Annotated in this window: 21 protein-coding genes and 3 pseudogenes; 6 read left to right on the top strand and 18 right to left on the bottom strand. The window is 71.4% G+C overall.

Annotation, left to right across the window (positions count from 1 at the left end; translation table 11 throughout):
* Positions 1-53: 53 nt before the first annotated feature.
* From IPK81_01950 to IPK81_01925, 6 genes are all read left to right on the top strand, one after another.
* Complete coding sequence (locus tag IPK81_01950) at positions 54-551, top strand: hypothetical protein (protein QQS13053.1); 498 nt, start codon at positions 54-56, stop codon at positions 549-551.
* Positions 552-569: 18 nt separating this feature from the next.
* Positions 570-929, top strand: a complete 360-nt coding sequence (locus tag IPK81_01945; GenBank protein ID QQS13052.1) for a hypothetical protein — start codon at positions 570-572, stop codon at positions 927-929.
* Positions 930-1,033: 104 nt separating this feature from the next.
* On the top strand, positions 1,034-2,164 hold the full coding sequence (locus IPK81_01940) for an acyl-CoA/acyl-ACP dehydrogenase (protein QQS13051.1): 1,131 nt from the start codon (positions 1,034-1,036) through the stop codon (positions 2,162-2,164).
* 17 nt (positions 2,165-2,181) lie between these two features.
* Positions 2,182-2,859, top strand: coding sequence for an acyl-CoA dehydrogenase family protein (locus tag IPK81_01935; GenBank protein ID QQS13050.1), 678 nt, complete (start codon positions 2,182-2,184; stop codon positions 2,857-2,859).
* Positions 2,859-3,437, top strand: a complete 579-nt coding sequence (locus tag IPK81_01930; GenBank protein ID QQS13049.1) for a hypothetical protein — start codon at positions 2,859-2,861, stop codon at positions 3,435-3,437. The genes IPK81_01935 and IPK81_01930 overlap by 1 nt, the downstream gene beginning before the upstream one ends.
* A gap of 48 nt (positions 3,438-3,485) precedes the next feature.
* Positions 3,486-5,153 carry an NAD(P)/FAD-dependent oxidoreductase gene (locus IPK81_01925; protein QQS13048.1) on the top strand — a complete coding sequence of 556 codons (1,668 nt, stop codon included), beginning with the start codon at positions 3,486-3,488 and terminating at the stop codon, positions 5,151-5,153.
* Here IPK81_01925 and fdhF read toward each other — a convergent pair.
* The 18 genes and pseudogenes from fdhF to IPK81_01835 all read right to left on the bottom strand — a co-directional run bounded on the left by fdhF (position 5,150) and on the right by IPK81_01835 (position 23,541).
* Positions 5,150-7,813 carry a formate dehydrogenase subunit alpha gene (gene fdhF, locus IPK81_01920; GenBank protein QQS13047.1) on the bottom strand — a complete coding sequence of 888 codons (2,664 nt, stop codon included), beginning with the start codon at positions 7,811-7,813 and terminating at the stop codon, positions 5,150-5,152. The genes IPK81_01925 and fdhF overlap by 4 nt on opposite strands.
* Positions 7,810-8,829 (bottom strand): glucokinase, encoded by a 1,020-nt coding sequence (gene glk / locus IPK81_01915; protein ID QQS15264.1) that lies wholly within the window; start codon positions 8,827-8,829, stop codon positions 7,810-7,812. Before glk ends, fdhF begins: the two co-directional genes overlap by 4 nt.
* Positions 8,826-10,223 (bottom strand): beta-glucosidase, encoded by a 1,398-nt coding sequence (locus IPK81_01910; protein QQS13046.1) that lies wholly within the window; start codon positions 10,221-10,223, stop codon positions 8,826-8,828. The genes glk and IPK81_01910 overlap by 4 nt, the downstream gene beginning before the upstream one ends.
* 133 nt (positions 10,224-10,356) lie before the next feature.
* The gene (locus tag IPK81_01905; GenBank protein QQS13045.1) at positions 10,357-11,019 is read right to left on the bottom strand and encodes a cysteine hydrolase; all 663 of its coding nucleotides are present in this window, start codon (positions 11,017-11,019) and stop codon (positions 10,357-10,359) included.
* Between the two features lie 37 nt (positions 11,020-11,056).
* A complete protein-coding gene (locus IPK81_01900; GenBank protein QQS14922.1) occupies positions 11,057-12,535 on the bottom strand; it encodes an ABC transporter ATP-binding protein in 1,479 nt (492 codons plus the stop codon).
* Positions 12,536-12,606: 71 nt separating this feature from the next.
* Positions 12,607-13,291: pseudogene (locus tag IPK81_01895) on the bottom strand (cysteine hydrolase).
* 28 nt (positions 13,292-13,319) lie between these two features.
* The gene (locus IPK81_01890; protein QQS14921.1) at positions 13,320-14,204 is read right to left on the bottom strand and encodes an ABC transporter permease; all 885 of its coding nucleotides are present in this window, start codon (positions 14,202-14,204) and stop codon (positions 13,320-13,322) included.
* A 49-nt stretch (positions 14,205-14,253) separates the two neighbouring features.
* Entirely contained in the window at positions 14,254-15,339 is a 1,086-nt protein-coding gene (locus IPK81_01885; GenBank protein ID QQS13044.1) for an ABC transporter permease, read from the bottom strand.
* Between the two features lie 10 nt (positions 15,340-15,349).
* Positions 15,350-16,465 (bottom strand): BMP family ABC transporter substrate-binding protein, encoded by a 1,116-nt coding sequence (locus IPK81_01880; GenBank protein ID QQS13043.1) that lies wholly within the window; start codon positions 16,463-16,465, stop codon positions 15,350-15,352.
* Between the two features lie 173 nt (positions 16,466-16,638).
* Entirely contained in the window at positions 16,639-17,616 is a 978-nt protein-coding gene (locus IPK81_01875) for a hydroxyacid dehydrogenase (protein ID QQS13042.1), read from the bottom strand.
* A gap of 13 nt (positions 17,617-17,629) precedes the next feature.
* Positions 17,630-18,037 (bottom strand): oxalurate catabolism protein HpxZ, encoded by a 408-nt coding sequence (gene hpxZ / locus IPK81_01870; protein QQS13041.1) that lies wholly within the window; start codon positions 18,035-18,037, stop codon positions 17,630-17,632.
* Between the two features lie 26 nt (positions 18,038-18,063).
* Positions 18,064-19,448: pseudogene (locus tag IPK81_01865) on the bottom strand (AtzE family amidohydrolase).
* Between the two features lie 6 nt (positions 19,449-19,454).
* Positions 19,455-19,640 carry a DUF4089 domain-containing protein gene (locus IPK81_01860; protein ID QQS13040.1) on the bottom strand — a complete coding sequence of 62 codons (186 nt, stop codon included), beginning with the start codon at positions 19,638-19,640 and terminating at the stop codon, positions 19,455-19,457.
* Positions 19,641-19,694: 54 nt separating this feature from the next.
* Positions 19,695-20,641 (bottom strand): annotated as a pseudogene (locus IPK81_01855) (ABC transporter ATP-binding protein).
* Positions 20,578-20,718 (bottom strand): hypothetical protein, encoded by a 141-nt coding sequence (locus IPK81_01850; GenBank protein QQS13039.1) that lies wholly within the window; start codon positions 20,716-20,718, stop codon positions 20,578-20,580. The pseudogene IPK81_01855 and the gene IPK81_01850 overlap by 64 nt, the downstream one beginning before the upstream one ends.
* Positions 20,715-21,683 carry an ABC transporter ATP-binding protein gene (locus IPK81_01845; GenBank protein QQS13038.1) on the bottom strand — a complete coding sequence of 323 codons (969 nt, stop codon included), beginning with the start codon at positions 21,681-21,683 and terminating at the stop codon, positions 20,715-20,717. The genes IPK81_01850 and IPK81_01845 overlap by 4 nt, the downstream gene beginning before the upstream one ends.
* Complete coding sequence (locus tag IPK81_01840; protein QQS13037.1) at positions 21,680-22,525, bottom strand: ABC transporter permease; 846 nt, start codon at positions 22,523-22,525, stop codon at positions 21,680-21,682. Before IPK81_01840 ends, IPK81_01845 begins: the two co-directional genes overlap by 4 nt.
* Before the next feature lie 2 nt (positions 22,526-22,527).
* Positions 22,528-23,541 carry an ABC transporter permease gene (locus IPK81_01835; protein ID QQS13036.1) on the bottom strand — a complete coding sequence of 338 codons (1,014 nt, stop codon included), beginning with the start codon at positions 23,539-23,541 and terminating at the stop codon, positions 22,528-22,530.

Here is a 23,541-nt window from a genome sequence, read left to right as displayed (position 1 = left end):
GTGGTGTATATGTCGAACCGGCCGGCCGACGGGTTGTTTCGCAGGAGGGTTCAATGGAGGGCACGGGTGACGGCGTCCGCTATATCGACGCGATCACGAGGCGCTACGCAAGTCTGGGCTACGCGCCGTACCGATGGTACGCCGCCGATGACGAGCCGACGCTCACATCGCCGCGCAAGCCGCTCGCCGAATCGCGGCTGGGCGTGCTGACGACGTCGGGCTGCTACGTCGCCGGCCAGAAGGCGTTCCACTACAAGGACGACGCGTCGATCCGGCTGGTTCCGGCCGACGTCGACCCGGCGCGCCTGCGCTTCGCGCACATCACCGAGAACTACCTCGTCGACGCGCGGCGGGATCCGGACTGCCTCGTACCGGTCGGGGCGCTGCGCCGGCTGCGCGAGGAGGACGTGGTCGGCGCGCTGGCCGACGAGTTCGTCTCGTGCATGGGCGGCATCTACTCGCAGCGACGGGTGCGCGAGGAACTGATACCGGCCATCGAGACGGCGTTCGTCGCTCAAGGCGTGGACGTCGCGCTGCTCTTGCCCATGTGACCGGTCTGCCACCAGACCGTGAGTCTGGCCGCACGTCATCTCGAAGCGCGGGGCATCGCGACGGTCTGCCTCGGCAGCGCCCGCGACATCCTCGAGGCTGGCGCGCCGCCGCGCGCCGTGTTCGTCGACTATCCGCTCGGTCACAGCGCCGGCAAGCCGCGCGACCGGGCGGACCAGTACCGCGTCGTCCGCGCCGCGCTGGAGGCGCTGCACGGCGTCACCACGCCGGGCGCGATGGTGGCGCTTCCCGGAAGCTGGGACTCCGATGGCGCGTGGCGCGCCTCGGCGATGGCGTCCGACGGCGGCGACACCCGGATGCCGCGGGACACGACGCCGCAGTACCAGACCGAGGAGGACCGGCGTCTGGCCGAGGGGTGAGCGGACGGGACCGCGCCATGCGTCGGCTGCGCCCCGCCATGCCGCGCGGCGGCTTCCCGAGCCGAATCCATCCGGCCTAGAGTGACCGGCGGGAGGACAATGGAATGCGGTTCAGTTTCACGAGCGAGCAGGAGGAGTTCCGGACGGGGCTCCGCCGGTTCCTGGAAGGCCGGTCGCCGACCACGGAGGTCAGACGCCTGATCGAGACCGACGCCGGCTGGGAGCGCGAAGGTTGGAAAAAGCTCAACCAGGAGCTTGGCCTGACCGCTGTCCATATCCCCGAGGCCTATGGCGGCCAGGGGTTCGGCTGCGCCGAACTGGCGATCGTGATGGAGGAGGCGGGCCGGGCGCTGCTGTGCGCGCCGTATTTCGCCACCGCGGCGCTCGCGACCAACGCGGTCCTCAACGCCGGCACCGAGGCCCAGAAGGCCGATCTGCTGCCGGGAATCGCCGCCGGCGACACCATCGCGACCCTGGCGTTCACCGAGGATGACGGACGCTGGGACGCCGGCGCCGTGGCGACGACGGCGACGGAGGCCGGCGGCGCGTACAAGCTGGATGGCGTGAAGAGCTTCGTCCTCGACGGGCACACGGCCGACCTGATCGTCGTGCTGGCGCGCAAGCCCGGCTCGACCGGCGAGGCGGGGTTGTCGCTGTTCACCGTCCAGGGCGACGCCGCGGGCCTCGAGCGCAAGCGGTTGAAATCGATGGACGCGACCCGCCGGCTGGCGCGGCTGCGGTTCGATGGCGTCGTGGCGACGCCGCTGGGCGAGGTCGGCGCCGCCGCGGCGCCCTTCGCGCGGACGATGATCCAGGCGTCGGTGCTGCTGGCCAACGAGATGGCGGGTGGCGCCGAGAAGCTGCGCGAGGCGGCCATCGACTACGCCAAGATGCGCATGCAGTTCGGCCGGCCGATCGCCTCGTTCCAGTCGTTGAAGCACAAGGCCGCCGACATGCTGGTCGACGTCGAGCTGGCGAAGTCGGCGGCGTACTACGCCGCGGCGGCCGTGGACGAGGGCGACGACGACCTCCCGGCGGTCGCGTCGCTGGCGAAGGCGTGCGCCTCGGACGCCTATCTCCAGACGGCGATCCACGCCATCCAGATCCACGGCGGCATCGGCTTCACCTGGGACAACGACACGCATCTCTGGTTCAAGCGGGCGAAGAGCTCGGAGGCGTTCCTCGGCGACGCCACGCATCATCGCGAGCTGATGATGCGGAACTGGGCGGCTTGAGGGCGGGGGAGCGGAAGATGACCGAACATACCGAAGACTCAGTCCGCGCCGATGCCCGCGCCTGGCTCGAGGCCAATTGGAACCCGGCGCTCGGGCTGGTGGAGTGGCGCAACAAGCTGGCCGATTCGGGCTGGGGCGTGCCCCACTGGCCGAAGGAATGGTACGGCCGCGGCCTGCCGGTCGGGCTCGTGCCGGCGATCGAGGAGGAGTTCGACCGCGTCGGCGCCATCGGCGTCGCCAAGGCCGGCATCCGCACGCTGGCCGCCGCGACGATCCTTGCCCACGGCACCGACCTGCATAAGCAGAAGTACCTGCGCCGCATCCTCACCGGCGAGGACACGTGGTGCCAGCTCTTCAGCGAGCCCGGCAGCGGTTCCGACCTCGCCGGCGCCGTCACGCGCGCCGAGCGCAAGGGCAACGTCTGGGTGATCAACGGCCAGAAGGTGTGGAACACCAGCGCGCACAAGGCCGACTGGGGCCTGCTGCTGGCCCGCACCGACTGGGACGCGGTCAAGCACAAGGGCCTGTCGTACTTCATCATCAACATGCGCCAGCCCGGCGTGCAGGTGCATCCGCTGAGGCAGATGAACGGGCACGCCTCGTTCAACCAGGTGTTCTTCACCGACGCCATCGTCGAGCCGGAGTTCCTGGTCGAGGACGTCGGCAAGGGTGGGAGGTCGCGACCACGACCCTGATGAACGAACGCCGCGGCGCCGACGGGCTGCGCGGCGGAAGGATGGGCGGCGAGCGGAAGGGCCGCGCCTACGACGAGGAGCGCGTCGAGATCGCGACGACGATGGAGCCCTACAAGTGGTATCCGCAGCGCGCCGGCCGCGTCGACCTCGTCATGGAGCGCGCCCGGGCCGCCGGCAAGCTCGACGATCCGGTGGCGCGGCAGGAGATCGCGAAGCTGTTCACGATGTCGAAGGCGGCGGAGTGGACGGCGCGGCGCGCGCGCGCGGCGCAGGCGCTCGGCCGGCCGCCGGGCCCGGAAGGCTCGCTCGGCAAGCTGGTGGCCAGCCATGTGGCGCGTTCGGCGGCGCGGGTGCACACGCTGCTTTCGGGCGCCGATTCGATGCTGACCGGAGAGGACAGCCCGATGGACGGCGTCATCGCCGAGATCCTGGTCTCGGTGCCGGCGGTGTCGATCGCCGGTGGCACCGACGAGATCCAGCGCAACATCATCGCCGAGCGCGTGCTGCGCATGCCGAAGGAACCGAGCGTCGACACCGACCGGCCATTCCGGGACGTGCCGCGCAACACCGTGTCCTGAGCCGCGCGCGCCGGCCGCGGGCGTCTGGAGCGTGAGGAGCGACGATAGATGACAACCTCGTCTGAAACCCGGGCGGCCGCGCAAGCGGCGTCGGACCTCGACTACGACGCGATCATCGTCGGCGCCGGCATCTCCGGGATGTACCAGCTCCTGCGGCTGCGCGAGCTGGGGCTGCGCGTGCGCGTGTTCGAGGCCGGCACCGGCGTCGGCGGCACCTGGTACTGGAACCGCTATCCCGGCGCGCGATTCGACTCGGAGAGCTACTCCTACGGCTACTCGTTCTCGCGGGAGCTGCTCGACGAGTGGGACTGGTCCGAACATTTCGCCGGCCAGCCCGAGACGCTGCGCTACCTCAACCACGTCGCCGACAAGTTCGACCTCCGCCGGGACATCCAGTTCCGCAGCCGCGTCGCGGCGGCGCACTACGACGACGCGACCCGGACGTGGAAGGTGACGCTGGAGGGCGGCGACAGCTTCCGTTCGCGCTTCCTGATCACCGCCATCGGGCCGCTGTCGGCACCGACCATGCCGCGCATCGCGGGGGTGGAGTCGTTCAAGGGCCGGTCCTTCCATACCGCCCTGTGGCCGCACGAGCCCGTGAGCTTCGAGGGCAAGCGGGTGGCGGTGATCGGAACGGGCGCCACGGGAGTGCAGACCATCCAGGAGGTGGCCAAGACCGCCGGGCACCTGACGATCTTCCAGCGCACGCCGAACTGGTGCGCGCCGCTGCACAACGCGAAGATCGACAAGGAGGAGATGGCGCGGATACGGGCCGGCTATCCCGAGATGTTCAAGCGCTGCCAGGAGACGTTCGCCTGCTTCCTGCACACGCCCGATCCGCGCGGCACGTTCGAGGTGTCGGACGCCGAGCGCGAGGCGTTCTTCGAGCATCTCTACGCCTCGCCCGGATTCGGCATCTGGCAGGGCAATTTCCGCGACATACTGACCGACCGGAAGGCCAACGCCGCCGTCTCGGATTTCGTCGCCCGCAAGATCCGTCAGCGGGTGAAGGACCAGGCCGTGGCCGAGAAGCTGATTCCGAAGAACCACGGATTCGGGACGCGGCGCGTGCCGCTGGAGACGCGCTACTACGAGGTCTACAACCAGCCCAACGTGAAGCTGGTCGACATCAACGAGACGCCGATCGAACGGATCACGCCAGCCGGCATCGAGACCAGCGAAGCCGCGTACGATTTCGACATCATCATCTACGCGACCGGCTTCGACGCCGTCACCGGCAGCTTCGACCGCATCGATCTGCGCGGCGCCGGCGGCCTGCGGTTGAAGGACAAATGGAAGGGCGGGCCGCGCACCTATCTGGGCGTGATGGTCGAGGACTTCCCCAACATGATGATGCTGGTGGGGCCGCACACCGCGCTGGGCAACATTCCGCGCAGCATCGAGTACAATGTCGACTGGGTCACGGGCCTGCTGCGCCACGCGCGCGACCACGGTCTGACCTGCCTGGAGGCGACCCCGGCCGGCGTGCAGTCGTGGACCGACCACGTCAAGTCCCTGGGCGTCGGGCTGCTGTCCAACGAGGTCAACTCGTGGATGACCGGCATCAACACCAACGTCGACGGCAAGCAGGTGCGCACGATCGCGCGCTACAGCGGCAGCGCGCCGGCCTACCGCGCGCGCTGCGACGCCGTCGCGGCCGACGGCTACCGCGAGCTGTCGCGCTGTCGTAGGCCGCCGCGCCGGGGCGGGCGCTAGGCCGGCTCCAGCGCGACCGCAGTCACTTTGTACTCGGGCGCCAGCGTGATGCGGTCGCGTCGCGGCCCGGTGATCCGGTTCAGGAACGTCGCCGCGACGTGGAACGTGGCGAACGCCTCGCCGGGCTTCACGGCGTCCGTCACGCGCGCGGGCAGGATCGCGACGCCGTGCCGGCTGCGGACCCGCACGCGGTCGCCGGTGCCGATGCCGAGGCGCTCCGCGTCCACCGGCGCCACGTCGATCGTGTCCGACGGGCGCAGCTCGACGTTCCGGGTCCGCATCGTCATCGTCCCGGCGTTGAACTGGTAGAGGTCGCGGCCGGTCGTCAGCATGAACGGAAACGCCGCGTCCGTCGTCTCCGTCGTCGGCGCGTAGTCGATGCGGCGCAGCGCGGCCGTCCGGCCGCGGGCGAACGAGGCGGCGTGGAGGATCGTCGTGCCGGGGTCGGCGGCGTCACGGCAGGGCCACTGGAGGCCGCGCTCGTCGAGGCGGCGGTAGTCGATGCCGGCGCCCTCCGGCCACACTTGGCGGATCTCGTTCCAGATGTCCTCGGCCGAGGTGAACGCGAAGGCGTCGCCGCGGCCGAGGCGGGCGGCGACATCGGCGAGGATCCGCCAGTCGTGGCGCGCCTCGCCGGCCGGCGGCAGCGCCGCGCGCACGCGCTGGACGCGGCGCTCGGCGTTCATGAACGTCCCGTCCTTTTCGAACACCGACGTCGCCGGCAGGAACACGTGGCCGAACGCGTCGGCGGTCTCGGTGAGGAACAGGTCCTGCACGACCACCAGCTCGAGACGCTCGAGCGCCCGCCGCGTGGCCGGCTCGTTGGCGAGCGTGAGGTAGATGTCGTATCCGACGACCCACAACGCCTTGAGATCGCCCGCCGCCGCCGCGTCGACCATCGCGAGCAGGTTGAGGCCGTGGACGTCCGACAACGTCGTGCCCCAGACGCGCTCGAAAAGCCCGCGGCGCTCGGGAATCGCGACCGAGCCGGTGAGGATGGACGGATCGCAGCCCATGTGCGCCGCGCCTTGGACGTTGTTCTGGCCGCGCAGGGGATTGATGCCCGTTCCCGGCCTTCCGATGTTGCCGGTGATCAGCGCCAGGTTGACGAGCGTCATGACGCCCTCCGTCCCCTGGACGTGCTCGGTGACGCCGAGCCCGTGCAGGCACATCGACGGCGTCGCCGTCGCGTAGAGACGGGCGGCGGCGCGGATGGCGTCGGCCGGCACGCCGCAGATCGCGGCGGCGCGCTCCGGTGTCCAGCCTGAGACATGGGCCTGGAACTCGTCCCATTCGGTGACGCGCTCGTGGACGAAGTCGCCGTCGGCGAGATCCTCCGCCACGACCACGTGGGCCAGCGCGTTGAATAGCGGGATGTTGGTGCCGGGCCGGGGGGCCAGGTGGATCGTCGCGACCGCCGCGAGCTCGGTGCGCCGGGGGTCGACGACGATCAGATTGGCGCCGCCGCGGCCGGCCCGCTGCCGTATCCGGGCGCCGACGACGGGGTGGTTGTCGGTTGGATTGGCGCCGACGACGAGGATCGTGGCGGCGCGCTCGATGTCGTCGAACGAGTTCGTCGCCGCGCCGGTGCCGAGCATGGCCTTCATCGCCGCCGCCGTGGGGGTGTGGCAGACCCTGGCGCAGGAGTCGACGTTGTGCGTGCCGATCGCGACCCTGGCGAATTTCTGGGCGACGTAGTTGTCCTCGTTGGTCGCGCGCGCCGAGCCGAGGATCCCGACGGCGTGGGGGCCGTGGGCGTCGGTGATACGCCGCAGCTCGGCGGCGACGCGGTCCAGCGCGTCGTCCCAGGACGCCCGCCGCCAGCCTCCGGCCGCGTTGCGCAGCATGGGGTGCAGTTGCCGGTCGTCCGCGCCCTCGAACCCGAACGCGTAGCGCCCCTTGACGCAGAGATGTCCCTTGTTCACCGGGGCGTCGGCCGCCGGCCGGGCGCCGACGATGCGGCCGCCGGCGGTGGCGACCTCGATCTCGCAGCCGACGCCGCAGTAGACGCAGACCGTCCGGGTCGGACGCGCGGATGCAGGTCGGGCCCGCCGGTCCGTGAGCGCGGCGGTGGGGCAGGTGTCGACGCAGGCGCCGCAGCCCACGCACGTGCTCGCGCCGAGGGTCGTTCCGGAGTCGGGAACGATGTGCGTGTCGGCGCCGCGGTTCACGGCGTGCCACACGGATTGCCCCTGGACCTCGTCGCAGATGCGCACGCACCGCAGGCACGTGACGCAGCGCGACATGTCCACGCGGATATAGGGATGCGAGAGGTCGCAGGCGGCATCCGGCGTCTCGGCCGCGGCCGGCGCGATTCCGGCCTCCGTCATCGCCCGGTGCAGCGGCTTTTCGGGGAAGCGCTCGACGTCGCCCGGCGAAGCCTTGCCCGCCATCCATCCGAGGAGCGTTTCGCGGAAATGAAGCAGTTCCGCCGAGCGCGTCGTCACGCGCATGCCGTCCGCGACGGTGGTGGTGCACGCCGTCATCGGATGCGGCGCGCCGTCGATCTCCACCATGCAGAGGCGGCAGTCGCCCGCCGGCCGCAACCGGTCGTCATGGCACAGCGCGGGCACGGCGATGCCCAGCCGCGTCATCGCGTCGAGCACCGTGGCGTCCGGCTCGATCTCGAGCGCCTGGCCGTCGATGGTGATCGCTATCATGGGCGTCCATTCCCTCCGCCGGCGTCCCGGACCGGGGTGCGCGGCGGCTTCATCGCGCTCCCCCCGGCAATCGCGCCGCGAGGGCCGCGAGCCCGAAACGCCGGGTCCGGGCGCAGGACGACGCGGGTCGGGATCGCGGCGAGGTACGGCCTGAGCCTACCCTTGTCCTCGAAGCGCTGGCGGAAGGTGGAGGCCGCCACGTAGCCCGCCAAGCGTGGCACGATGCCGCCGGCGATGTAGACGCCGCCGCGCGCGCCGAACGTCAGCGCGAAGTCCCCCGCGACCGCGCCGAGGAAGCCGCAGAACGCGTCGAGCGCCGCGCGGCTCGCGGCGCACGCGTCGGCGACGGCGGCCTCGGTGATCTCCGGGGCCGTCCGGCGCGGCGCATCCACGCCGTCGAGCCGCGCCAGGACGTCGTAGAGGTTCACTAGGCCCGGCCCGGATAGGACCCGCTCGGCGGAGACGTGCCCGAACCGACGTCGAAGCGCGCCGACGATGGCGTCCTCCCGCTCGTTCACCGGCGCCAGAGTCGCATGCCCGCCCTCGGACGGGAGGGCGTGGGCGGGCCGGCCCGCGCCGTCGCGCGCGATGCAGGCGACGCCGAGGCCGGTCCCCGGGCCGACGACGACCATCGGGCCGATGCCGCCGGATCCACCGGTCCCGAGGCGCAGCGTCTCCGCCTCCGTCAGGCGCGGCAGCGCCCACGCGATCGCCTCGTGGTCGTTGATCAGATGGACCGGAGCGCCGCCGAGCGCTTTGCCGAGGGTGCTGGCGTCCAACGTCCAGGCTCCGTTTGTCAGGGCGCAGCGTCCATCGTCGACGTGTCCCGCGACCGCGAGGATGGCGCCGTCGAACCGGTGCGGGACGCCGTCGCCCGCGATGAATCGCTGGAGGGCGGCGTCCGGCGTCGCATGGTCGGCGACGCGCAGGCGCTGGATCGGGCCGGGCGCGCCGTCGGTGAGCGCCGCGAAGCGCGCGTTGGTGCCGCCGATGTCGCCGAGCAGTATCCGGGTCACCCGCCGCGTCCCGCGCGCTCGCGGCCGATCAGGTCGGCGTACCAGCGCGCGGAGGATTTCGGCATCCGCCGCTGCGTGGCGTAGTCGACGTAGACCAGACCGAACCGGTTGGCGTAGCCCGAACCCCATTCGAAATTGTCGAGGAGGGACCACACGAAGTAGCCTCGGACGTCGGCGCCGGCGGCGCGGGCTTCGCGGAGCGCCTCGATGTAGGCGGAGAGATAGGCGATGCGCTCGTCGTCGACGATCCGGCCGGACGCGTCAGGCGCCTCCTGGGCGCCGGCGCCGTTCTCCATCACGTAGATCGGCAGCTGGTGGCGGCGGTGCACGTCGAGCAGGGTGTCGCGGAAGGCGTCGGGATCTATCTGCCATCCGATCTTGGAGCGGGGCACGTCCGCCGGCGGGTCCGCCCAGGAGAATCCCAGGGCCGCTCCCGCGTCGGCGCGGGCGTAGATCGGCCCGTAGTGGTTCAGCCCGAACCCGTCGCCGGGCCGCTGGATCAGCGCCATGTCGCCCGCGCGCTGGTGTGGTTCGATGGCGCGGGAGAGCCGCGAAGGATAGGCGCCGTGGAGCTGGGGACCGGGAAACGCCTCGTTCCATATCTCGTCGAGCGCCCTCGCCGCCTCGGCGTCGGCCGGGTCCCGCCCCGCGGGGCGGCACGGTTGGACGTTGTGGATCGCGCCAATCGACGCCGCCGGCGCCACGCTCCGCAGCGCGTCCACCGCCGCGCCGTGCGCCAGATTGACGTGGTGGATCGCCTTGAGCAGCTTGTCGCGGTCCGCGATTCCCGGAGCGTTCCAGCCGAACCCGTATCCGAACAGACTGAAGACCGACGGTTCGTTGAAGGTGGCGAACCTGCGCACGCGGTCGCCGTACCGGCGGCCGAGCAGCGCGGCGTAGTCGGCGAACCATCCGGCGCTGTCGCGCGCCGTCCACCCGCCGAGATCCTCCAGCGCCTGGGGCAAGTCCCAGTGATACAGGCACAGCCAAGGCTCGATCCCGGCGGCGAGCAGCGCGTCGATCAGGCGGTCGTAGAAGCGCAGGCCGGCCTCGTTCGCGTCGCCCCGTCCGGTGGGCAGCACCCGTGGCCACGCCACGGAGAAGCGGTACGCGCCGACGCCGAGGTCGCGCATCAGGGCGACGTCCTCGGCGTAGCGGTGGTAGTGGTCGCAGGCGACGTCGCCGGTGTCCGCGTTCGCCACCCGGCCGGGAATCCGGCAATGCGCGTCCCAAATGCTCGGTCCACGTCCATCGACGGCGACCGCGCCCTCGATCTGATAGCTCGAGGTGGACACGCCCCACACGAAATCCCGCGGCAGGCGGCGCTCCTCCGGCTTGGCGGCGGCGGACTCGGCGCCGTCGCGGCGGCCGCGGTCAGGGACGATCTCGTTCATAGCCGGCCGCGCGCTCCACACATCTGGCTGGAGCGACCATATCAGCCTTCGCCGGGCTGCCAAGACTCCCCGGGCCGGCGCGGCGGAGGCGCGCGGCGGACGCTCGCTTCCGAACGACCGGCCGGAAGCGACTTCAGGTGAGGGCGGCCGCCACCTTCGCCAGCGGCGCCGTCCATCCGACGATGCCGCCCTGGGCGCGGATCATGTCGAGCGCGGCGCGCTTGAACTCGGGGAAGTAGCTCTCGGTGCAGTCCTCGACCAGAAGGCAGTCGTAGCCGCGGTCGTTGGCCTCGCGCACGGTGGTGTGCACGCAGACCTCGGTGGTGACGCCGGCGAACAGCAGATGCGTGATGCCGCGGGCCCGCAGCGTCGCGTCGAGCGGCGTCGCGTGGAAAGCGCCCTTGCCGGGCTTGTCGAGCACGATCTCGCCGGGCAGCGCCGCCAGCTCCGGCACGATGTCGGCGCCAGGCTCGCCCGCGATGAGCACGCGACCCATCGGACCGGGATCGCCGATGCGGAGGCTGGGCGCGCCGCGCGCGCGCTTCGCCGGCGGGCAGTCGGACAGGTCGGGCCGGTGGCACTCGCGCGTGTGGATGACCGGCAGTCCGGCGGCGCGCGCCGCGTCCAGCAGCCGGCGCACGACCGGCACGATGGCGGCCAGCGGCCGCACGTCGTTGCCCAATGTGGCTCCGAAGCCGCCGGGCTCGATGAAGTCGCGCTGCATGTCGATGACGATCAGCGCCAGCTTCCCCGGCGGGAATTCATAGGCGTATGGCAGGGCGTCGATCACGGGCATGTCGGCCTCCGGTCCTCTCCAGCGCCACCGCCGCGCGTCAGTGGCCCGCCATGTGGCGGCCGACGATGTCGGGGCGGGCCTCGGCGATCGGCGCGTCGTAGGCGACGCGGCCCTCGAACATCACCAGCACGCGGTCGGACAGCTCGAAGATCTCGTCGAGATCCTCGCTGACCAGCAGCACGGCGGTGCCGGCGTCGCGCGCCTCGACGATGCGCCGGCGCGTCTCGGCCACCGCCTTGAAGTCGAGGCCGAAGCAGGGATTGGCGACCACCAGCACGCGGGCCGTGCGGCCGAGCTCGCGGCCGAGCACGGCGCGCTGCACGTTGCCGCCCGACAGCGCGCCGATCGGCGCGTCCGGTCCCGGCGTGCGCACGTTGAAGGCCGAGATCAGTGCCCGCGCGCGCCGCCGCGCCGCGTCGGGCCGCAGCCACCAGCCGCCGGCGGCGTAGGGCGGCTGGTCGAAATCGCGGAACGCCATGTTCTCGGCGACGCTCATGGCGCCGACGCAGGCGTTGCGTAGCGGCTCCTCCGGCAGGCAGGCGACGCCGAGCGCGCCGGCCTCGGCGCGCGTCGCGCCATACGGCTTGCCATCGACCGTGACGCCGCCGGAATCGGCCGCGCGCTGGCCGGCGATGATCTCGACCAGTTCCCGCTGGCCGTTGCCGGAGACCCCGGCGACGCCGACGATCTCGCCGGCCCGCACATCGAGGGTCGCGCCGCGCAGCATGCGCTTGCCGGCCTCGTTGACGACCGCCAGATCGGCGACGCCGAGACGGATCTCGCCGGCGGCGCGGGGCGAGCGGGCGGCCGGCGGCGCGATCTCGCCCTCGCCGATCATCATGGCGGCGAAACGCTCCGGCGAGCCGGTGGCCACGTCGGCGCTGCCGACCAACCGTCCCTGGCGCAGCACGGTGACGCGGTCGGCGAACGACATCACCTCGCGCATCTTGTGGGTGATCATCATCACGGTGATCGCCTTCTCGCGCGTCATGGCGCGCAGCAAGCCGAGCACCTCGGTCGCCTCGTCCGGCGTCAGCACCGAGGTCGGCTCGTCGAGGATGAGGAAGCGGTTGTCGAGGTAGAGCTGGCGCAGGATCTCGGTCTTCTGCTTGTCGCCGGCGGCGAGGTCGCCCGCGAAAGCGTCGAGCGGCACCCGGAACGGCATCCGCTCGAGGAACGCCTCGACCCGCGCGCGCTCCGCCTTCCAGTCGATCACGGCCGGCAGATCGGCGCGCGACATCGCGAAATTCTCCAGCACCGTCATGCCCGGCACCAGCGTGAAGTGCTGGTAGACCATGCCGATGCCCAGCGCCTGGGCGGCGCGCGGGCCGTCGACCACCTGCTCGCGGCCGTCGATCATGAGCTGGCCGTCGTCGGGCGCGTAGTAGCCCATCACGCACTTCACCAGCGTGCTCTTGCCGGCGCCGTTCTCGCCCAGCAGAGCGTGCAGCTCGCCGGCCTCGACCTTGAGCGACACGTCGTCGAGCGCCCGCAGCGCGCCGAAGCGCTTGCCCATGCCCAGCACCTCGAGCGCCAGCGCGCGCGGCAGGTTATGCGGACGCCGTGGCGCGCCGATCGCGTCGCCGGTCACGCCAGCGCTCCGGTGAAGGCGGCGCTGTCGGAGACCGCGCCGAACACGCCGCCCTGCATCTTGACCATCGAGATGGCCGCCAGATGGTTGGCGTGGTCGGTGGCGCCGCAGCAATCGGCCAGCAGCAGGCACTCGAAGCCGCGGTCGTTGGCCTCGCGCATGGTGGTGTGCACGCACACGTCCGTCGTGATTCCGGTCAGCACCAGGTTCTCGATGCCGCGCGTGCGCAGCAGCAGCTCGAGGTCGGTGGCGCAGAAGCTGCCCTTGCCGGGCTTGTCGATCACCGGCTCGCCCGGCAGCGGGGCCAGCTCGGGGATGATCTCCCAGCCCGGCTCGCCGCGCACGAGGATGCGGCCGCAGGGGCCCGGGTCGCCGATGCCGGCGCCGATGCGCCGGGCTGCGCCAGCGCTTGTTGGCCGGCAGGTCCGACAGGTCGGGGCGATGGCCCTCGCGCGTGTGGATGACGTGGTAGCCGCCGGCGCGCATCGCGGCCAGCACGCGGCGGATCGGCTCGATCGGGGCGCGCGTCAGCGACAGGTCGTAGCCCATCGAGTCGACATAGCCGCCCTCGCCGCAGAAGTCGGTCTGCATGTCGATCACGACCAGCGCGGTGTTGGCCGGCCGCAGGTCGCCGTTGTATGGCCACGGATAGGGGTCGGACGGCACGTGGGTGGCGGTCATGGCGTCGTCCTCCTTCAGCCGGCGCCCGCTAGCGCGCGACGCCCAGCTCGGCCGGCGCCCCCCGGAGCGAGCGGGTGGGCGAGCACGTGGCGATCATGATGCCCAGCGTCAGGATGTAGGGTGCCGCGCCGAACAGGTAGTAGCCCCAGGTCACCCCGACGGACTGTAGCGACGGTCCGAGCGCGCCGGCGGCGCCGAACAGCAGCGACGCCCAGATGCAGCGGATCGGCTGCCAGCGCGCGAAGATCACAAGCGCGATCGCCATCAGGCCCTGTCCGCTCGACAGACCTTCGTTCCAGCTCCCGGGGTAGAACAGAGACAGGAACGCGCCGCCGATGCCGGCGAGCGCGCCACCGGCCGTGGTCGCGGCCAGGCGCGTGGCGCCGGCCGAGTAGCCCATGGCGCGGACGGCGTCGGCGCTGTCGCCGGCGGCGCGCAGGATCATCCCCCAGCGCGTGCGGTTGAGGAACCAGGTCAGCGCCAACGCCAGCGCGATGCCCAGCACGAACAGTGGATTGATCTCCAGCGCCGCGCGCAGCTCGGGCTGCTCGATCCACCAGCCGAGCGGGATCGACGGCAGGTTGGGGGCCTTGGGCTGCACGAACGGCTTGCCGACGAAGAACGCGATGCCGGTGCCAAACAGCATCAGCGCGATGCCGACGGCGATGTCGTTGACGCGCGGCAGGCCGCACAGGGCGCCATGCAGCGCGCCGAGCGACGCCCCGGCGGCGGCGGCAACGAGGACCCCTAGCCAAGGCGATCCGGTCAGATAGGCGACGCCGTAGGCGCCCATCGCGCCCAGCACCAGCGTGCCCTCGAGGCCGAGGTTGATGCGGCCGGAGCGTTCCGTCAGGCATTCGCCGAGGCTGACGAAGATGTAGGGCGTGCTGACGCGGATCGCCCCGCCGAGCATCGCGATCGGCACCGCCCAGAGTCCGAGGTCGCCGCCCACGCCGCGCCTCCTACTTGCCGAGCAGGCTGCGGCCGCGCAGCGTCTCGCTCGCCAGCAGCACGAGGAACAGGATGCCCTGCAGCACCAGCACGGTGGCGTCGGGCAGGTCGAGGCGCCGTTGCAGCAGTCCGCCGGCGGCGTTGATGCCGCCGAACAGGATGGCCACCGGGATGACGGCGGCGGGCTCATGGCGCGCGAGGAACGCGACCAGGATCCCGGTGTAGCCGTAGCCGGCGTTGAGCGAGGCGTTGGCGCGGCCGTGCACGGCGGCGACCTCGATCATCCCGGCCAGCCCGCCGGCGGCGCCGGCCAGGGCGCAGATCCCCACCACCAGCCTGCCGATCGGCAGCCCGGCCATCCGCGCCGCGCGCACGTTGCCGCCGATCATTCGCGCGGCGAAGCCGACCGTGGTCTTGCGCATCAGCACGGCCATCGCGACGCAGGCGACGACGCCGATCGCGAGTCCCCAATGCACGTCGGTGCCGGGGATGGCGCCGATCATGTGGTGCTCGCCGATGCCGGAAGTCGAGGGCTTGTTGAGGCTGGCGGGATCGCGCAGCGGACCCTCGACGAGATGGTTGAACACCGCCACCGCGATGTAGGTCAGGAGCAGGCTGGAGATCGTCTCGTTGACACCGCGGGCGTGGCGCAGCCAGCCGGCGAACGCGATCAGCAGAGCGCCGGTGATCGCCGCCGCCAACGCCATCAAGACGAGCGCCGGCACGTAGGGCGCGCCCGACATCGCGACGCCCATCGCCGCCGCCGCCAGTCCGCCGAGCACGATGGCGCCCTCGCCGCCGATGATGACGAGGCCGAGCCGCGCCGGCAGCGCCGTGCACAGCGCCACCAGAAGCAGCGGCGCCGCGCGCAGCAGCGTGTTCTGGAGCGAGAACCAGCTCGCGAAGGCGCCGGTCCAGATCAGGCCGAACACCTCCAGCGGATTGGCGCCGGCCGCGAGCAGGAACAGCGCGAACAGCGGCGCCGTGACGGCGAGCGCTATCGCCGTCGGCGCCGCGGCCTCGGCGAACGCGCGCAGCCGCGCGCCGGCCGACGGAGGCGCGTCCTCGGCGGCCGTGGCCGCGGTCGCGACGCTCACGGCGACGGGCCTAGGCGAGCGAGCCCGCCACGCCCTCGACCAGCCAGTTCATCTGCTCCAGCCACGGATCGGTCTGCGCGTAGCTCTTGCCGGCGGCGATCACGACGCCGCCCTTGTTGTCCTTCATGGCGCCCTTGAAGATCGTGAACGTGCCGCCGAGCATCTGCGCCTTGATGCCGTCGGCCATCGCGCGCGCCTTCTCGGTGACGGCCGCGCCGTAGGGCGAGGTCTTCACGAACCCTTCCTTGAGGCCGCCGCGCACGAAGTTGCCCGGCGCCTTGCCGGCCTTCATGTCGGTGACGAAGTCGGTGTAGACCTTGTGCCAGTTCCACTCCGCGCCGGTGAGGTAGCCCTTGGGCGCCAGCTTCGCCTGGTTGGCGTGGTAGCCGCAGGTCATGATGCCGCGGCGCTCGGCCGTCTCGACCACGACCTTCGGGCTGTCGACGTGGCAAGTGACGACGTCGACGCCCTGGGCGATCAGGCTGTTCGTCGCCTCGGCCTCCTTGACCGGCAGCGACCAGTCGCCGGTGATGATGAGCTGCGTCGTCGCGGCGGGATTGACCGAGCGCGCGCCCAGCGTGAAGGCGTTGATGTTGCGCAGCACCTGGGGGATCGGCTTGGCGGCGATGAAGCCCAGCTTGCCGCTCTTGCTGGCGTGGCCGGCGACGACGCCGTTGAGGTACTGGCACTCGTCGATGTAGCCGAAGTAGCTGCCGGTGTTGGCGGGGTGCTTGCCCTGGGTCCACATGCCGCCGCAGTGGCGGAACTGGACGTTCGGATACTTGGCCGCCGATTTCAGCATGTGCGGGTCGAAGTAGCCGAACGAAGTCGGGAACACGAGCGTGGCGCCGTCGAGGTTGATCATGCTCTCCATCGATTTCTCGACGGCGACCGTCTCCGGCACCTTCTCCTCCTCGAGCACCTTCACGCCGGCCATCTTCTTCAGCGCCGCGGCGCCCTCGGCATGGGCCTGGTTGTAGCCGTAGTCGTCGCGCGGTCCGACATAGATGAAGCCGACGGTGAGCGGCTTGCCTTGGGCAAGCGCGCCGCCGCTGGCGAGGGCGGCGGCCGAGACGGCGGTGCCCGCCATCAGCTGGCGGCGGGACAGCGAGCTAATTGAGCGCATGAGTGATTCCCCCGGGAACGTCGGGTCGGCGACGTCGTCGACACCTCTGCGGGAAGACACAGCAAAGCGCGGGCCAAACTCTGAGCGCGGTTCACAAGCCGTTGTGCCTAAAAATTAGGCCGATATCGTTCAATGTATGCAAAGTTTCCCGGCAACCCGCCGTGCTTTGGACATCACGGTCGCCGGTGCCACGTTCCGGCGTTGACGGCGCCCGGCGGCACCTCCCCCTTCAGGATCGCCTGGACCTGCCGGACGGTGTCCATCGCTTGGCTCTCGGCGGCCGAGGGCGTCAATCCACCGATGTGCGGCGTCGCGATGACGTTGGGCAGGCGGGCCAGTCCGGGCGACGGCATCTGGTCGGGCGCGCGGCCGACGTCCATGGCGGCGCCGGCGATCCGGCCTTCCGTCAGCGCGGCGGCCAGCGCCGCCTCGTCGACGAGGTTGCCGCGCGAGAGGTTGATGAAGAACGCGTCCCGCCGCATCCGCGCGAAAGCCGCCGCGTCGAGCAGGTTCTCGGTCTCCTCGGTGGCGACGGCGAGGCAGACGACGTAGTCGGCGCGGGCCAGCAGGTCGTCCATCGGCAGCTTGATGAAGCGCGGATCGTCGACCTGCGCGTAGGGATCGGAGACCAGCACGGTCACGCCCATGGCGGCGAGGACCGGCGCGAGGTGGCGGGCGATGCGGCCGTAGCCGATGATTCCGACGGCGGCGCCGCTCAACTGCCGGCCCATCCGGATCTCGGGTGTCCGGCCGTCATGGTAGTCCGAGACGGCGCGCGAGATGCCGCGGGAGAGGTCGACGAGGAAGCCCAGCGCCAGCTCGACGACGGCCTCCACGAAGCCCGGCTCGGCGTGGGTGACGAGCACGCCGGCCGCCGACGCCGCCTCGACGTCGATGTTGCGGATGTCGACGGCGGTGCGCATCAGCGCCCGCAGCGCGGGAAGCCCCGCGAACACCGCGCCGGGCACCGGGGTCGCCCGGTCGGCGATCACCAGATCGACCTCGCGCGCGGCGGCGATCAGCCCATCAGGCGAGAGCGGCGCGTCGGCCTCGTGCAGGCGCAGATCGACGAGACCGCGCAACAGCTCCAGCGGCCGCGCGCCGTAGTACGTCGCGCGCGCCAGCGGCGTATGCGTCAGGAGCAGCCTCACGCGGCGGCGCGGGTCAGGCCGGCTTCATCGGCGTCGAGTCGCCGAGGAACGAGACGTGCGCCGCCACAATGCGCCAGCCATCGGGGGTGCGCATCCAGGTGTGGCTCTGACGGCCGTGGCGCGTCGAGCCGTGGCGGCGGAACTCGCAGTTGGCGGTGCCGAAGTCCCGGCCGTAGGTGACGACCCACAGCTTGAGCAGATCGCGATCGACGACCGAGCCCGGATCGCGGCCGGCGCGGAACGCGGCGATCTCGTCGTGGCCGTAAAGCTGCTCGCCGATGCCGTAGCGCAGCGTCTGCGGACTTTTCCAGAACAGCGCGTCCAAGGTGGCGACGTCGTTGGTGTTCAGCGCCTTCTCGTAGCGCTGGAACGCCTCCGTCACCTCGGCGACGATCTCCGGAATGTTGATCTCAAGAGCCATGCTTCCTCCGCCCTCGATGCGCGCCCTCACGCCGGCGGCGCGGCGCAGACACCCTCGCGTTCCAGCCACGCCGCGACGCGCAGCGCCGCCTGCTCGTCGTAGGGGCGTGCGATGACCTGCACGCCGATCGGCAATCCGCCCGGAGTCTGGACCGGCACGGCGACAACCGGCAAGCCGATGAACGAGATCGGCTGCGTGAACAGCCCAAGATTGGCCCGCACCGGCATCTCGGTCCCCGCGATGGTCATCGTCTTCTGGCCCAGCGAGGGCGCGGTGGTCGGCGTCGCCGGCGCGAGGATCACGTCGACCTCGTCGAACAGCTTCATGGTGTTCGCGCGGTAGATCCGCCGGAAACGCTGGGCGCGGATGTACCAGGCCGCCGGCAAAAGCGCGCCCGCCAAGAAACGGTCGCGCGTGTCGGGGTCGAAATCGCCGGGCCGCGTCCGCAACCTGTCAAGATGCAGCGCCGCGCCTTCGGACGCGGTGATGATGTAGGCGCACCCGCGGGCGCGGGCGGCGTCTGCGATCTCGATCCTGCGGGCTGCGCCCAGCGCCTTCGCGACAGTGGCGACCGCCGCCGCCAGCGCCGGGTCGAGCGGCGCCTCGAAATAGCCGCCGGCGATGGCGATGCGCAGCCCGCCGATGCCCTCGGCGAGGCGTGGCCTGGTCGGCGCGACCGGACGTCCGCTGCAGACGGGGTCGTCGGTGTCCGGCCCCTGCATGGCGTCGAACGACACCGCCAGATCGGCGACCGAGCGGGCCAGCGGTCCCAGGTGGTCGAGACTGTCGACGAACGGAAAGCTGCGCGCCCGGCTGAGGCGGCCGTAGGTCGGCTTCAGGCCGAACGTGCCGCATAGCGAGGACGGCACGCGGATCGAGCCGTTGGTGTCCGACCCCAGCGTGATCGGCACCAGCCCGCCGGCGGCGGCCGCGCCGGAGCCGCCCGACGAGCCGCCGGTCATGCGGGCGGGATCGCGCGGATTGCGTGACGGGCCGAAATGGCCGTTCTCGCCGGTGAAGTCGTAGGCGTACTCGCCCATGTTGAGACCGCCCAGCAGCACCGCGCCGGCCGCCTCCATGCGCTCGATCAGCGTCGCGTCGCGCGCCGCCGGCGGCAGCTCGGCGTTGATCTTCGCGCCGGCCAGCGTGGACACGCCGGCGATATCGAACAGGTTCTTGGCGGCGAACGGGGCACCGGCGAGCGGACCGGGATCGCCGCCGGCGGCGATGGTCGCGTCGACTGCCGCCGCCTTCTGCGGGCGCGATCCGCGGTCACGGTGGTGAAGGCATTGAACACGCCGTCGCGCTCAGCGATCCGCTTCAGCGCCGCCTCGGTGACGGCCAACGCCGTCACGCGCTTCGCTTTCACCGCCTGCGCGATGTCCGACGCCGTCGCCTGCGCCGAGGGGATCGACTGTCATGGCTCGAACACCGGCGCGTTCTCGGTCGCATCGGGCAGCGGACCCACCAACGCCGCGTCGGCGATGCGCTTGGCGATCGTGACGTTGGCGATCACCGCCGCGCGGTAGGCGGGATCGATCGGCAGGCCGATCGCCTTCGCCGCCGCGTCCACGTAGGCCGCGATGTCCTCGTCATTGGTCATCGTCCGATCTCCTGAGCGCTCGCGGAGGGCCGCATCCTACAACACGCGCCGACACTATTGGGCCGGCGCTTCGGCGAAATGGCAGGCGACCTCGCGGCCGGGCGCGAGACGGCGCAGAACCGGCGCCGCCGTGGCGCAACGTTCCGTGCCGATCGGGCAGCGGCCGTGGAAGCGGCATACCTCGGGATCGGGGTCGATCGGGCTGCGCGGTTCGCCCGACAACCGCAGCCGGCCGGCGCGGCGGGCGGGATCGGCCTGCGGGATCGCCGAGATCAGCGCGCGGGTGTAGGGATGCAGCGGATTGGCGAACACCTCGGCGGCCGGGCCGGATTCGACGATGCGGCCGAGATACATCACGAGCACCCGGTCGCATAGAAGGCGCACGACGTTGAGATCGTGGCTGACGAAGAGATAGCTCATGCCCAGCCGCTTCTTGAGGTCCTCGAGCAGCTGCAGGATCACGACCTGGACCGAGACGTCGAGCGCGGCCGTCGGCTCGTCGAGGATCAGCAGCTCGGGCTCGACGGCGATGGCGCGGGCGATGCCGACGCGCGCCTTCTGGCCGCCGGAGAGCTGGTGCGGGAAGCGCGCCAGCAGCTCGCGCGGCAGGCCGGTCATGTCGGCGAGCGCGTCCACCCGGGCCGTCAGCGCCTCGCCGCCCAGCCGCCGCAGGCGCCGCAGCGGGTCGGCGATGGCGTCGAAAGCGGTGTAGCGCGGGTTGAGCGAGTCGCCGGCGTCCTGGAACACCATCTGGATGCGGACGCGGTTGTCGTTGGCGGCGAAATCGCTGGCGCGGAAGATCGCCAGATCCGTGCCGCCGAGCCGGATGACGCCGTCGGTCGGGTCGAGCAGGCGGTTGATCAGCCGCACCAGCGTGGACTTGCCGCAGCCCGACTCTCCGACCAGTCCGACCGTCTCGCCGCGCCGATGGTCAGGCTCACATCGTCGACCGCGTGCACCGGCGGCGCGGCGCCTCCTCGCCGCGCAGCCGCATCGCGCAGGCGCCGCCAGGCGCCGCGCGCGCGCCGACGTTGAAGCGCTTGTGGAGCTCGGCGATGTCGAGGAGCGGCGCGGTCATAGCGGGTTCCAACAGGCGACGTCGTGCGCCTCGGCGATGGCGCGGCGCGGCAGCGGACCGGCGCAGACGTCGAGGCGGCGCTCGCAGCGCGCGCTGTAGCGGCAGGTCGGCAGGTCGTCGCGCCGCAGGTCGGGCAGGGCGCCGGGGATCGAGGTCAGCGACTCCAGCGCGTCGCGCTCGCCCGGCGTCGCCGCCAGCAGGCGCGCGGAGTAGGGGTGGCGCGCGCCGCTGAACAGCGTCGCGCTCGGCGCGGCTTCGACCACGTGGCCGGCGTGCATGACGACGATGCGGTCGCAGTACTCCGCCGCCAGCGTCAGGTCGTGGGTGATGAACAACGTCGCCATGCCGGATTCACGGCCCAGTTCGGCGATCAGGTCCATGATCACGGCCTGGGTGGTGACGTCGAGGCCGGTCGTCGGCTCGTCGGCGATCAGCAGCGCCGGCCGGCAGGCGATGGCGATGGCGATCATCACGCGTTGGCACATGCCGCCGGACAGCTCGAACGGATAGGCCCGCGCCCGCCGCTCCGGATCGGGGATGCGCACCTTCTTGAGCATCTCGATGGCGAGCGTCGGCGCCTTGGCGCGCGTGGCGCCCCCGTGACGGATCAGCACGTCGGCGATCTGGTCGCCGACGCGTCGGATCGGGTTCAGCGCGGTGCGCGGATTCTGGAAGATCATCGACAGCTCGCGACCGCGCAGATCGGCGAGGTCGCGCTCGCGCAGAGCCAGCAGATCGGCGCCGCCGAACGCCGCGGTGCCCGATGAGACGCGGCCGGCGGCGTCGAGGATGCCCATGACGGCGAAGGCGGTGACCGACTTGCCCGAACCGCTCTCGCCGACCAGCGCCACGGTTTCGCCCTTGGCGATGCTGAAGCCGACCTGGTCGAGCACCTTGACCACGCCGTTCCGCGTGCGGAACTCGACGCTGAGTCCGTCGACGGCCAGCGCCGGGACGGCGCTCATGTCCGCTTCCTCGGGTCGATGATGTCGCGCAGCCCGTCGCCCAGCAGGTTGAAGCAGAACACCGCGAGCATGAGGGTCGCGCCGGGGAACAGCGCGATCCACCACTCGCCGGACTGGATGAAGTTAGCGCCCTCCGCGACCATGATGCCCCATTCCGGATCCGGCGGGCGCACGCCGAGACCGATGAAGGACAGGCCGGCGGCGTTGAGGATGGCGTAGCCCATCGTCAACGACATCTGCACCATCATGATCGGCATGATGTTCGGCAGGATGTGCGTCAGCAGCACGCGCGCCTCGCCGTTGCCGGACAGGCGGGCGGCCTCCACGAAGCCGGACTCGCGGCGGATGTTGGCCTCGGCCCGCGCGACGCGGACGTAGAGCGGGAAGTTGATGATCGCCGTGGCGATCACGATGTTGGTGACCTTGTTACCCAGCGCGGCGACGATGCCCATCGCCAGCACGAATAGCGGGAAGGCCATGATCGTGTCGGCGAGGCGGCCGACGATCCGGTCGGTCCAGCCGCCGAAGTAGCCGGCGGCGACGCCGGAGACCGCGCCGAGCATGAACGCCAGCGCCACCGACGACAGCGCGATGGCGAGGTCGAGGCGGGTCGCCACCAGCACGCGGCTGAAGATGTCGCGGCCGAGCTGGTCGGTGCCGAACCAGTGCGCCGCCGAGGGCGGCTTCAGAGCCAGCGCGGTGTTGGTCGCGAGCGGATCGTAGGGCGCCAGCGCCGGGCCGAGCAGGGCGGCCAGCACGAACATCGTGAACAGGCCGAAGGCCAGTCCGGTGACGGGGTTCTCCGACAGCACGTAGCGGGTGTGGCGCAGCAGCGGCAGCATGGTCAGGACCCCAGCCGCACGCGCGGATCGACCAGGCCGTAGAGGATGTCGATCACGAGGTTCAGGACGATGTAGAGCACCGCCATGGTCAGCACGAAGCCCTGCACGGGGGCGTAGTCGGACGTGATCAGCGCGTTGACGGCGTAGAGGCCGATGCCGGGCCACGCGAACACCGTCTCGACCAGCACGTTGGCGCCGAGGAGGAACGAGAACACCATGCCCAGGGTGGTGATGACCGGCAGCACGGCGTTGCGGAAGGCGTAGGTGAACACGATCGTGCCCGGCGACAGGCCGCTCGCCCGCGCCGTGCGCATGAAATCGCTGCCCAGCACCGCCAGCATCGAGCCGCGGGTCATGCGCGCCAGCGGCGCCAGCGAGAATATGGCCATCGCCGACGCCGGCAGCGCGAGCTGCCGCAGCGCGCCGAGGAAGACGGCGCCGTCGCCGGTCAGCGCGCTGTCGATCAGGTAGAAGCCGGTGATGTGCCGCGGCGGCGACAGGAATATGTCCAGCCTTCCGGTCGGCGCCGGCGCGATCTGGAGCAGGTAGTAGAAGATGTACGCGAACAGCAGGCCGGTGAAGAACACCGGCAGCGACACCCCCGCGGTCGTGACGACGCGGCAGAGATGGTCGATCCACGAGCCCTGCTTGACCGCCGCCAGAACGCCCAGCGGAATGGCGATCAGCGCCGACACGATCAACGCGACCAGCGTGAGCTCGGCCGAGGCGGGCAGGCGGGTGGTGATCTCCTTCACGACCGGCTGGCCGGTCGACAGCGAGGTGCCGAGATCGCCCCTCGCGAGGTCGCGGACATAGAACGCGAACTGCTCCGGCAGCGACCGGTCGAGCCCGAGCTTGGTCCGTATCTCGGCCACGGCTTGCGGCGTCGCGGCCTGGCCGGCGAAGTAGGCGGCCGGGTCGCCCGGCAGCAGCCGGGTCAGCAGGAACGTGACGGCGACGACGCCGACGACGCTGGGGATCGCCGTGCCGAGGCGCGCGAGGATCCGGCCGAGCAT

It is taken from the genome of Rhodospirillales bacterium (assembly GCA_016699855.1).
Lineage (GTDB): Bacteria > Pseudomonadota > Alphaproteobacteria > Reyranellales > Reyranellaceae.
Note: the sequence above shows the minus strand (reverse complement) of the source record. Positions and strands in the feature narration are given on the sequence as shown.

What these genes read in the sequence shown, in the direction of transcription:
- IPK81_01835 (QQS13036.1), bottom strand. Translation starts at nt 23,541, where the DNA reads ATGCTCGGCCGGATCCTCGCGCGCCTCGGCACGGCGATCCCCAGCGTC.
- IPK81_01940 (QQS13051.1), top strand. Translation starts at nt 1,034, where the DNA reads ATGCGGTTCAGTTTCACGAGCGAGCAGGAGGAGTTCCGGACGGGGCTC.
- IPK81_01880 (QQS13043.1), bottom strand. Translation starts at nt 16,465, where the DNA reads ATGCGCTCAATTAGCTCGCTGTCCCGCCGCCAGCTGATGGCGGGCACC.
- IPK81_01850 (QQS13039.1), bottom strand. Translation starts at nt 20,718, where the DNA reads ATGACCGCGCCGCTCCTCGACATCGCCGAGCTCCACAAGCGCTTCAAC.
- IPK81_01930 (QQS13049.1), top strand. Translation starts at nt 2,859, where the DNA reads ATGAACGAACGCCGCGGCGCCGACGGGCTGCGCGGCGGAAGGATGGGC.
- IPK81_01925 (QQS13048.1), top strand. Translation starts at nt 3,486, where the DNA reads ATGACAACCTCGTCTGAAACCCGGGCGGCCGCGCAAGCGGCGTCGGAC.
- IPK81_01950 (QQS13053.1), top strand. Translation starts at nt 54, where the DNA reads ATGGAGGGCACGGGTGACGGCGTCCGCTATATCGACGCGATCACGAGG.
- IPK81_01845 (QQS13038.1), bottom strand. Translation starts at nt 21,683, where the DNA reads ATGAGCGCCGTCCCGGCGCTGGCCGTCGACGGACTCAGCGTCGAGTTC.
- IPK81_01860 (QQS13040.1), bottom strand. Translation starts at nt 19,640, where the DNA reads ATGACCAATGACGAGGACATCGCGGCCTACGTGGACGCGGCGGCGAAG.
- IPK81_01890 (QQS14921.1), bottom strand. Translation starts at nt 14,204, where the DNA reads ATGCTCGGCGGGGCGATCCGCGTCAGCACGCCCTACATCTTCGTCAGC.
- IPK81_01935 (QQS13050.1), top strand. Translation starts at nt 2,182, where the DNA reads ATGACCGAACATACCGAAGACTCAGTCCGCGCCGATGCCCGCGCCTGG.
- IPK81_01840 (QQS13037.1), bottom strand. Translation starts at nt 22,525, where the DNA reads ATGCTGCCGCTGCTGCGCCACACCCGCTACGTGCTGTCGGAGAACCCC.
- IPK81_01905 (QQS13045.1), bottom strand. Translation starts at nt 11,019, where the DNA reads ATGCCCGTGATCGACGCCCTGCCATACGCCTATGAATTCCCGCCGGGG.
- fdhF (QQS13047.1), bottom strand. Translation starts at nt 7,813, where the DNA reads ATGATAGCGATCACCATCGACGGCCAGGCGCTCGAGATCGAGCCGGAC.
- IPK81_01910 (QQS13046.1), bottom strand. Translation starts at nt 10,223, where the DNA reads ATGAACGAGATCGTCCCTGACCGCGGCCGCCGCGACGGCGCCGAGTCC.
- IPK81_01900 (QQS14922.1), bottom strand. Translation starts at nt 12,535, where the DNA reads ATGGGCAAGCGCTTCGGCGCGCTGCGGGCGCTCGACGACGTGTCGCTC.
- hpxZ (QQS13041.1), bottom strand. Translation starts at nt 18,037, where the DNA reads ATGGCTCTTGAGATCAACATTCCGGAGATCGTCGCCGAGGTGACGGAG.